At 45.2% G+C, this 7143-nt stretch carries 7 protein-coding genes; all 7 read left to right on the top strand.

The window, feature by feature from the left end:
- Positions 1–832, top strand: an 832-nt coding sequence (locus tag F6K52_RS29065) for a nitrogenase component 1 (RefSeq protein WP_293086899.1), incomplete at its 5' end; no start/stop codon positions are given.
- Between the two features lie 87 nt (positions 833–919).
- Positions 920–1063 carry a hypothetical protein gene (locus F6K52_RS29060; RefSeq protein WP_293086896.1) on the top strand — a complete coding sequence of 48 codons (144 nt, stop codon included), beginning with the start codon at positions 920–922 and terminating at the stop codon, positions 1061–1063.
- 532 nt (positions 1064–1595) lie between these two features.
- Positions 1596–2459: a ferredoxin:protochlorophyllide reductase (ATP-dependent) iron-sulfur ATP-binding protein gene (gene bchL, locus F6K52_RS29055; protein WP_293086893.1), complete on the top strand. Its 864-nt coding sequence runs from the start codon at positions 1596–1598 to the stop codon at positions 2457–2459.
- A gap of 381 nt (positions 2460–2840) precedes the next feature.
- Entirely contained in the window at positions 2841–4244 is a 1404-nt protein-coding gene (locus tag F6K52_RS29050) for a ferredoxin:protochlorophyllide reductase (ATP-dependent) subunit N (protein ID WP_293086890.1), read from the top strand.
- Positions 4245–5054: 810 nt separating this feature from the next.
- On the top strand, positions 5055–5285 hold the full coding sequence (locus tag F6K52_RS29045) for a hypothetical protein (protein WP_293086887.1): 231 nt from the start codon (positions 5055–5057) through the stop codon (positions 5283–5285).
- A 635-nt stretch (positions 5286–5920) separates the two neighbouring features.
- Positions 5921–6742, top strand: a complete 822-nt coding sequence (locus F6K52_RS29040; RefSeq protein WP_293086884.1) for a hypothetical protein — start codon at positions 5921–5923, stop codon at positions 6740–6742.
- 39 nt (positions 6743–6781) lie between these two features.
- A complete protein-coding gene (locus F6K52_RS29035; RefSeq protein ID WP_293086881.1) occupies positions 6782–7039 on the top strand; it encodes a hypothetical protein in 258 nt (85 codons plus the stop codon).
- Positions 7040–7143: the final 104 nt, after the last annotated feature.

Raw genomic sequence — 7143 nt, 5'->3', positions numbered from 1 at the left:
TCTGGAAGAACAATTCGGGATGCCCTATGTCGATATTGCTCCTTTGGGTGTGGTGGAAACTGCCCGTTGTATCCGTAAGATTCAGGAAATTGTCAATGGTCAAGGTGCTAATGTCGATTACGAGGAGTACATCGACAACCAAACCCTGTACGTTTCTCAAGCTGCCTGGTTCTCTCGCTCCATCGACTGCCAAAACTTGACGGGTAAGAAGGCTGTGGTATTCGGAGATAATACCCACGCTGCCGCTATGACCAAGATTCTGGCACGGGAAATGGGTATTCATGTGGTGCTGGCTGGTACTTACTGTAAGTATGATGCGGATTGGTTCAAGGAGCAGGTGAGCGAATACTGTGATGAGATCCTGATCAGTGATGATAATGGTGCGATTGGGGATGCGATCGCACGAATTGAACCTTCTGCAATTTTCGGTACCCAAATGGAACGGCACGTTGGTAAGCGCTTGAATATTCCTTGTGGTGTGATTGCTGCTCCCATTCATATCCAAAACTTCCCCATCGGTTATCGCCCCTTCATGGGTTACGAAGGTACTAACCAAATTGCTGATTTGGTCTACAATTCCTTCACCTTGGGTATGGAAGACCACTTGTTAGAAATCTTTGGTGGTCATGATACCAAGGAAGTGATTACTAAGGGGATCTCTGCTGATTCTGACCTGAACTGGAGTAAGGACGCTAAAGCAGAACTGAATAAGGTGCCTGGTTTTGTTCGCGGTAAAGTGAAGCGCAATACTGAGAAGTTTGCTCGTGAGCGTGGCTTTAGTGAAATCACTCTTGAAGTGATGTATGCCGCTAAGGAAGCTGTAGGGGCTTGAGGTGATACAGGTTCACCCTGTATCAGGGGAGATAGGGAGATAGGGAGATGGGGAGGTAGGGAGATGGGGAGGTAGGGAGATGGGGAGATGGGGAATCAGATCAGTTTTTCCGATTCCCGATTCCCGATTCCCGATTCCCGATTCCCGATTCCCGATTCCCGATTCCCGATTCTGTGTACCTTTTTCAAAGTCTGTGACTCTATCGAGAAGATTGCGGTGATTGCTCCGTAGAAATTTAATTATTATTTACAAAAAACTTCAATAGCTAGACCAGCCTATGGCTTCTGGTGGGTCTGGATGATTTGTAAGCTAATGCGCTACGCGCACACTACTGGAACAGCTATTAGCTAATGGGCTACGCCCACGCTACGGGAACAGCTATTGGCTTAATTTACCCTGGTGATTTATCATTTTTGTTTATTGTACTACTTTTTATTTAATTTTAATTTAAAAATGATTAATTAAGTATTAAATTTGATAAATAGGAGTTAAAGTGGTTTAGATTATGGTTTAAATTTATAAAAGTCTATTTAAGCTAATTTAAAGGCTATATCGATAAAAAAGACCCTGTATTTTCTAGTGCAGTTGGTGAATAATTCAATAAGCGCCTAAAGCCAAGCAATCTATGGCTGGCTTTCGGGTCCCTCGCTTAATTAGTGCCTGAGATAAATCAAGCAAGCAGAATTTTGGCAATTATGCTTTCCGTTGGCTTAGGGGCAAACACAAAAGAAGAATTTTTATCTGAAACAGGAGATAACTAAAGGTGAAACTTTCAGTTTATGGAAAAGGTGGTATCGGTAAATCCACAACTAGCTGTAATATCTCAGTTGCCCTAGCTAAGCGGGGTCGGAAGGTGCTGCAAATTGGCTGTGACCCGAAGCATGACAGCACATTCACTCTGACTGGTTTTCTGATCCCTACCATTATTGATACCCTTCAGGAAAAGGATTACCACTACGAAGATGTCTGGCCTGAAGATGTGATTTACAAAGGTTATGGTGGTGTTCATTGCGTAGAAGCTGGTGGTCCCCCAGCTGGTGCGGGTTGCGGTGGCTATGTGGTTGGTGAAACTGTAAAGCTGCTCAAGGAACTGAATGCTTTTGATGAGTACGATGTGATTCTGTTTGACGTTCTGGGTGATGTAGTCTGTGGTGGTTTTGCTGCTCCCCTGAACTATTCCAACTATTGCATGATTGTCACGGATAACGGTTTTGATGCCTTGTTCGCTGCTAACCGCATTGCTGCTTCTGTTCGTGAAAAAGCTCGCACTCACCCGCTGCGTCTGGCTGGTCTGATTGGCAACCGCACCTCTAAGCGCGACTTAATCGATAAGTATATCGAAGCTGTGCCGATGCCAGTGCTGGAAATTTTGCCACTAATTGAAGACATTCGTGTCTCTCGGGTTAAGGGCAAAACGATTTTTGAAATGGCAGAAACTGACCCTAGCCTGGAACCGGTTTGCCAATACTATCTCAATATTGCTGACCAAATCCTGGCACAGCCTGAGGGGGTTGTACCTCAAGATGCACCTGACCGGGATTTGTTCTCTTTGCTGTCTGACTTCTACCTAAATCCTCAAACCCCAGCAAAGACTGAGGAAGAAGAATTAGACCTGATGATGGTGTAAGCAAAGGTTAGGAGGTTAGGAGGTTGAAGGTTGAAGGTTAGGAGGTTGAAGGTTAGGAGGTTGAAAGAAAGGTTGAAGGTTGAAAGTTAGGTTGAAAGTTAGGAGGTTGAAGGTTGAAAGTTAGGTTGAAAGTTAGGAGGTTGAAGGTTGAAAGTTATAACAGTAAACCTGAAACCCTTCAACAGTTAACAGTAAAGCTGAAAACCTTCAACAGTCAACCTTCAACCTTAACCCTTAACCCTTAACCCTTAAAACCTTCAACCTTCAATCCTTCAACTCTTAAAACCTTCAACCTTAAACCCTTAAAACCTTCAACCTTTAAACCCTTAAACCCTTAAACCCTTAAAACCTACGAGAGAGACCAGGAGAGGAGAATTTTAAATGACCGTTGCTGAAACCCCTCAAGCCCTAGATTTTGAGTGCGAAACTGGGAATTACCATACCTTTTGTCCGATTAGCTGCGTGGCATGGCTTTACCAAAAGATTGAAGATAGCTTCTTTTTGGTGATTGGTACTAAGACTTGTGGCTATTTCCTCCAAAATGCGATGGGGGTGATGATTTTTGCTGAGCCACGCTATGCCATGGCGGAGTTGGAAGAAGGAGATATTTCCGCTAAGCTAAATGATTACGAGGAACTGAAGCGGTTGTGTTTGCAGATTAAACGCGATCGCAATCCTAGTGTGATTGTCTGGATTGGTACTTGCACTACCGAAATTATCAAGATGGATTTGGAAGGCTTGGCTCCCAAGCTGGAATCTGAGATTGGCATTCCGATTGTGGTGGCTCGTGCTAATGGCTTAGACTATGCTTTCACCCAGGGTGAAGATACAGTCTTGGCCGCTATGGCTCACAAGTGTCCGAAGGAAGCACCCCAGGTGGAAGAGGAGAAACAAGAGCGGAATGCGATCGCAAAACTCCTCAACTTTGGACGCCAGAAAGAAGAGGTGGCTGCGGAAGAGTCAGACTATGCGGATCATCCACCCCTAGTGTTGTTTGGCTCCCTACCTGACCCAGTTGTGACTAACCTCACCCTAGAGTTGAAGAAGCAGGGGATTAAGGTGTCTGGTTGGTTGCCTGCTAAGCGTTACACGGAATTGCCAGTAATTGAAGAAGGTTACTATGTTGCTGGGGTGAATCCTTTCCTCAGTCGTACTGCTACTACTCTGATGCGCCGCCGCAAGTGTAAGTTAATTGGCGCACCTTTCCCCATTGGTCCGGATGGCACTCGGGCTTGGATAGAGAAAATGTGTTCTGTATTTGGTATTGAACCAAAAGGCTTAGCAGAACGGGAAGCTAAAATTTGGGAAAGCTTGGAGGATTATATCCAGCTGTTGCGTGGTAAGTCAGTATTTTTCATGGGGGATAACTTGCTGGAAGTTTCCTTAGCTCGTTTCCTTGTTCGTTGCGGGATGACTTGCCATGAAATCGGTATCCCTTACATGGATAAGCGTTATCAGAAAGCTGAGTTAGCTCTGTTAGAGAAGACTTGCCACGAAATGGGTGTACCAACTCCTAAGATTATCGAGAAGCCAGACAATTACAACCAGATTCAGCGGATTTATGACTTGGAGCCGGATTTGGTGATTACCGGTATGGCTCATGCTAATCCTTTGGAAGCACGGGGGATTAATACTAAGTGGTCCGTTGAGTTTACCTTTGCTCAAATGCACGGCTTTACTAATGCCCGAGACATTCTGGAATTGGCAACTCGTCCGTTACGTCGCAATAACAGTCTCAAGGATTTGGGTTGGGATAAGTTAGTAAAAGAAGAGGCTAAAGTTTAGCGCTTCTTAGTGGAGTAGGGAGTCGGGAAGTCAGAAGAGGTATCCCCCCTAACCCCCCTTATTAAGGGGGGTTAGGGGGGAATCTTGCTGTGGAACAGGCATCTTGCCTGTTTCATTTCCAGGCGGGCAGGATGCCCACTCCACTTATATTGATTCCCTCCCTCTAATTCCCTGTTCCCGTCTTGATGCAAAGCGCGAGTGGGGGAAACCCCCGCGTGAAGGTAATGGTGCGCTTACAGTCGTCGAATTAAATTCGCCACGGGTCGCACCTGAGGCATCGCTATTAAAAAATATTTACCCATGCATCTGCATAACAAGCATACTATTTTGGCTCCACAATAAACAGGTTTCGTCTCCGGGGAAACCCCCGTGAGGCCACTGCATCGCTTGTCTGTACCCCCACACCCCACACCCCACACTCCACACCCCACACCTCACGTCTTTGTTAAAAACCTACCCTTGTGAGATCTCCCCATCTCCCCATCTCCCCATCTCCCCACCCTCCCTCTAATTATGGGTATTCAACCTGACTTGATATACTTATTTCATTAGTAAACACAAGCTATAAAAAGCTTTTTAAGCATCCAATAAAAGCTTTTTATAAATACTTTAACTGCAGTAAATTAATTCAACAAAATCTTTAACTAATCGATACGTATAATTACGCTAACTTGATAATAAATAGCGAATTTTTCGCTTAGTATTAATCTATAAATGGAAGTATTCAGCCGACAGCTAACGCCATAGGCGCATCTACAATTGCCAGCTATCAGCCATGGCATGAGCTGAATGCTTATCTATAAATAAGGTTTGCTGAAAAAGTATTTAGGTAGCGATAGGCAAGAGGCAAGAGGCAAGAGCGATGCAGCGCGGTCTTGGGAAGGCAGTGCGGTCTTGGGGGTTCCCCCCATGAGCAACTGCCGTGGTTTCCCCCATGAGCGACTGCATCAAGACGGCAAGAGTTCCGGAGTGCTCATCCGTGCAAGAGAAGCAGTGACTTTCATCATTTGTGCTTATGTTTTGAGCTTGTGGATTGCTTAATCCTTGCACTTATTGGAAAAAAAAAGGCTTGAAACCCTGATCTCGCAAGCCTCCTAGTTTTATTCAGCAAGCCCTAAATAGGGATTTTTTTCCGGTTAATTATCTTATATGAAGGGGAAAAAATCAATTCATTATAATGATATTCCGGATTTTTTTAGGCACCAATCAATATCTGTGCTCAGTGTTGAATACAACAATTACAACGTAAGCTAATGGGCTACGCGCAGGCTACGCCAACAGCTATCAGCGTGTCGCGTATCAGCTAATGGGCTACGCGCAGGCTACGCCAACAGCTATCAGTGACCACTGACCACTGACGGCTGAATGCTTACATTACAACACTAGTATCAGAACAATTATTGTGCCTTTAATTTCCCAAATTTAACTGCAAATTTGGCGTTGCTTATTCTGGGTATGGTTTTGCCCCCCTAGCCCCCCAATTTTGGGGGGAAAAATACTTTCTTGCGTCCCTTCCGGTGCGCTTTCCAATGGGCGAGTAAATCGCCCTTGGGTCGCACCGCAAAGTTGGGGGAGGGGGCTTGACCAAAACCAGATGATCGCGCATTCATTCCTTGATTCAGCAACGCCGCAAATTTAGGCAGCATCAATAGTCAATTATTGGAGTAAATAAAAAAATGGCAATTATTTTAGGAACTCTCAACGAAGATAATTTAGAAGGTCTCCCTGAAAACGACATCATTCAAGCTTTAGATGGAAACGATATTGTTCGAGGACGGGAAGGGAATGATATTATCCAGGGAAATGAAGGGAATGATCAACTCTTTGGTGGAGAAGGTGACGATGTAATTCAAGGTGGCGCTGGGAATGATCGAATTTGGGGTGATAGTGGTAATGATGTCCTCCAAGGCGGTGCTGGGAATGATACTTTCCGAGACAGTGCCGGTGTTAACTATTTTGACGGTGGAGAAGGTCGTGATACCGTTAACTTTCAAGATCTAATCAACTCTGGTATTAAGCTCAATTTGGCTGAAGGCACTGGTAGTTACACCGATGAGCAAGATCAGGAAGTAGCACAAACTTTAATTAGTATTGAAAGAGCCGTAGGTACTAATTTTAATGACGAACTAATTGGTAACGAGGCTCACAACACTTTCTTCGGTTTAGACGGTGATGACACCATAACTGGCGGTGCTGGAAATGATGTAATCAACACTGGTGACGGAAACAATACTATTGATTCTGGTTCCGGTGTAGACACCATCGAGCTTGGGAATGGTAACAACACCATTGCCCTTGAAGAAGGTGAAGGACATGACAAAGTGATAAATTTCCAACTGGGGTTAACTCGCTTTGGGGTTAGTGATGCTAGCACCCTTACCTTTGAGCAGTCTAATGGCAGTGTGAATATCATAGCTGCTGATGGTGACCTTCTCGCCAATGTAGAGGGAGTTGAGGTTAGTACCTTTACTGATAATCTCTCCACCATCTTTTTCTAATACCCCTCGCTTCCGGATGTTGCTTAATAATCGAATGATTTGAAGAGTTTTCTGGAACGGGCATCTGGCTGTGGAGTGGGCATCCGGGCATCTGGCTTTGGAACGGGCATCTTGCCTGTTTCATTTCCAGGCGGGCAGGATGCCCACTCCACTTATATTGATTCCCCCCCCTCTCATCTGGCTGTGGAACAGGCATCTTGCCTGTTTCATTTCCAGGCAGGCAGGATGCCCACCCCACTGATATTGATCCCCCCCCTCTTATTCCCGATTCCCGATTCCCGACTCCCGACTCCCTAGGACCTGACCACGTCTGAACCCCACTCACGAGAGAAACCGGATATCCTATTCACCCGTCCCCGGCAAAAAAAAACAAAAAAAAAAATGACGAAACACAATAAGAC

The organism is Moorena sp. SIO3H5 (assembly GCF_010692395.1).
Taxonomy (GTDB): domain Bacteria; phylum Cyanobacteriota; class Cyanobacteriia; order Cyanobacteriales; family Coleofasciculaceae; genus Moorena.
This window is presented reverse-complemented; position numbering and strand designations above follow the sequence as displayed.

Coding starts and splice junctions, on each gene's coding strand:
- F6K52_RS29040 (WP_293086884.1), top strand. CDS start 5,921: ATGGCAATTATTTTAGGAACTCTCAACGAAGATAATTTAGAAGGTCTC.
- F6K52_RS29060 (WP_293086896.1), top strand. CDS start 920: ATGGGGAATCAGATCAGTTTTTCCGATTCCCGATTCCCGATTCCCGAT.
- F6K52_RS29050 (WP_293086890.1), top strand. CDS start 2,841: ATGACCGTTGCTGAAACCCCTCAAGCCCTAGATTTTGAGTGCGAAACT.